The sequence below is a fragment of the Paracoccus sp. MBLB3053 genome, assembly GCF_031822435.1.
Lineage (GTDB): Bacteria > Pseudomonadota > Alphaproteobacteria > Rhodobacterales > Rhodobacteraceae > Paracoccus > Paracoccus aurantius.
Genome location: NZ_JAVQLW010000008.1, coordinates 1 through 2,637, shown reverse-complemented (window position 1 = coordinate 2,637; position 2,637 = coordinate 1). Strand labels below are relative to the sequence as shown.

Below are 2,637 nucleotides of genomic sequence, written 5' to 3'. Positions count from 1 at the left end.
GTATGGGAATATCCGGCTGGCGGGATGGCCAGGGCCGAGTTCGCGCAGGATGGCCAGCGCGGCCGGGCTGAGGGGGACACGCTGATCGGTGGGGTTCTTCGGGTGCTTCCGGCGGCGCACCAAGAGGGTTGAGGTCACGGGGTCGAAGTCTGCCCAGGTGATGCGGCAGATTTCCGACCGGCGCAGGGCGGTGGCGATCGCGAAGGGGATGATCAGTTCCATGCGGATTTCGCCCCGTCGCTCCTGAGCTGCGCGGATCAGGGTATGGATTTCGGAGGGTGTGGCGGCGCGGTGGCGCGGCTGGCTGGGGCCGCTGACATGGTGGCGGCGGGCGAAGTCCCGGACGATTTCGAGCTGTTCCACGGGCACCTGGTGGGGCGGGATCTTGTCGCGCAGGACGGCGCGGGCTTCGCGGGCGATGCCGAGCGCGGTGACGATGCGGCCGGACACGGTGGCGGGTGCTGCACTCTTGGCCTGCAGGCGGGCGATCCAGTCGAGGTAATCATCAACATCGGCAGTCAAGGACAGCGATCCTATTTCGCGGAGGACGGCAGCGGTTCGGTAGCGTGTGGCGGGTGATATGGGCGCGAGCTTTGCGCGGCGTCGTTCCAATGCGGTCACGAGGTCTCGGAAGGTCTTCATCAGCGTTCTTCCCGACATATACATGCATATCGGGTAGAATAACATCAAAAATAGTGTTATCTATCAAATGTGTATTCGCATAGATCATGCGAATACACTTTGTGAAAAAACAAAGGGTTACGACATGGCAGACAGTGCGAAAATCCTATGGGACGAGAAAGAGGTCGCGAATCGATTGGGCGTTGCCGAGTCGACGGTTCGCAACTGGCGGGCCCAGGGGCGCGGGCCGCAATCCATCAAGCTTCCGACCGGCGCGGTGCGCTACCGGCCCGAGGATGTGGTGAGGTGGGTTGATAGCGGCTACCGGCGGGCGGGCTGAGCGATGCAACAGGAAGTGTTTGGAGTAAAGGGGACGCGCGCCCGCGTCCCCTATGTGCTGGTCCCCTACGCAATGCTTCGGGATCCTAAGCTTTCGACAGACGCACGGTTTCTCTTGTCATACATCGAGACGTTTGACGAGGGCTGGACCTTCTACGCGTCGAGGGTGCGGGCGGATACCGGGTGGTCACGGGACCGATTTCGCAAGGCAATGGCCGAGTGTGAGGCCAGCGGCGCGTTGGTGGTCAGGCAGCTGCGCGCGGCAAATGGGTTCTGGCGCGGTAAGGTGCTTGGGGTGAGTTGGGATCGCTGGGCTGAGCCCAGGCGGGGGCCTGAAATGCCGTCCCCCGCCAATTTGCCGGGAAAATGACGGGGGACGGATTTACGGCCCCCCGTGAATCCGGCTCCCCGATTTCTGACCACTAAGAATTATCAATGGAAAGAAAAAGGTTAAGGGTGACACCATGTGTGTCACCTAATCTGAAACCCCAGAAAAAACAGAGGATTAGGCTGTGGAAAAAGGTGACAGGGCTGAGAAACGCATGATTGCGGTTCAGATGGAGGGCGAATTGACGCGCGAGGGCTTCGGGGTGGTGATCGGGGTTCCTGCGGAGATCCTGGGGACTGCCAGGAGCGGCAAGGCGATGCAGGACGCGATGGACGCGCTGATGCGGGAGCTGGGGTCAATGATCGAGCTCTGGATCCATGAGCATTTCCGGGTGACGCAGGTGGCAAAGGTCATGGACCTTGGCAAGCGGGAGGAGCGGCAATGAGCGTTGATCTGATGCTCGGCCATACGCCGATGCTGATGCTTGCCGGCCGGGCGAAGGGGCTCCTGCGCAATGAGCTGGCCTATGTGCTGGCAACGGGGCTGTGGGAGACGGCCTGGACGATGGAGCCGGTGATCGAGGCCTATTGGCTGAGCGAGGAGTGGCGGGCGGATAACCTGGATTATTATCCCTGGTATGGGCGCGGGTTCGTCCAGCTGACCTGGAAGGAGAATTACGAGAGGGCCGACAGCAAGCTCGGGCTTGGCGGTTCGCTCCTGGACAATCCGGATCGGGCGCTGGAGCCTTTCATTGCGGCGCGGGTCATTGTGCTCGGGATGCAGGAGGGCTGGTTCACGGGTCATCAGCTCGGGGATTACATTGACCTGCAGCATTCGGATTTCGAGGGCGCGCGGGCGATCGTGAACCCGACCGACCATGCCGAGGACATAGCCCGGATTGCCGAGGACTATGACCAGGCGCTGCAGGCGGTCGGCTATGGCGAGCAATGGGATGTTCCGATCGGCCGGCCTCTGGCGGTTCGGGTTTCCCGGCTGGAGGAATGGGCGGCGGGTTATGGCGTCTGAAACCTGCAACAGGCTTGTGATATTATTACCTCATGGGACGGAAACGGATCAGCCTTGCGGTATTGCGCCGCGATCGGGGGGCGATGACTCCCGAGGAGCTGGAACAGCTGAACGCTGTTCTGGTGACGGCGCGTCGTCATGTCCTGGAGTTTCCGGCTGATCATGTGATGTGCCAGGCGGGGGCGCGTCTGCTTGCCGCCTGGGGCGAACCGGCTCCTCGGAAGCGGGGGCTTGTGCGGTAACGAGTATGGGGGCGATGCTGGCAGAGGCATTCGCCCCCCTGTTTCTTGCGAGAGCAAGGGCTTGGGCGATTAATGACACCC

General features: G+C 61.9%; 5 protein-coding genes. 4 read left to right on the top strand and 1 reads right to left on the bottom strand.

Annotated features, from left to right (window positions below; all coding sequences use genetic code 11):
* On the bottom strand, positions 1 to 642 hold a 642-nt coding region (locus RGQ15_RS22355; RefSeq protein ID WP_311163118.1), incomplete at its 3' end, for a tyrosine-type recombinase/integrase.
* A gap of 124 nt (positions 643 to 766) precedes the next feature.
* On the opposite strand from RGQ15_RS22355, the gene RGQ15_RS22350 reads away from it, so the two are divergent.
* The 4 genes from RGQ15_RS22350 (at position 767) to RGQ15_RS22335 (ending at position 2,556) form a co-directional block, all read left to right on the top strand.
* Positions 767 to 961 (top strand): helix-turn-helix transcriptional regulator, encoded by a 195-nt coding sequence (locus RGQ15_RS22350; protein ID WP_311163117.1) that lies wholly within the window; start codon positions 767 to 769, stop codon positions 959 to 961.
* Between the two features lie 541 nt (positions 962 to 1,502).
* Entirely contained in the window at positions 1,503 to 1,733 is a 231-nt protein-coding gene (locus RGQ15_RS22345; protein WP_311163116.1) for a hypothetical protein, read from the top strand.
* Positions 1,730 to 2,314, top strand: coding sequence for a carboxypeptidase (locus RGQ15_RS22340; protein WP_311163115.1), 585 nt, complete (start codon positions 1,730 to 1,732; stop codon positions 2,312 to 2,314). The genes RGQ15_RS22345 and RGQ15_RS22340 overlap by 4 nt, the downstream gene beginning before the upstream one ends.
* A 32-nt stretch (positions 2,315 to 2,346) precedes the next feature.
* Positions 2,347 to 2,556: a hypothetical protein gene (locus RGQ15_RS22335; protein WP_311163114.1), complete on the top strand. Its 210-nt coding sequence runs from the start codon at positions 2,347 to 2,349 to the stop codon at positions 2,554 to 2,556.
* Positions 2,557 to 2,637: the final 81 nt, after the last annotated feature.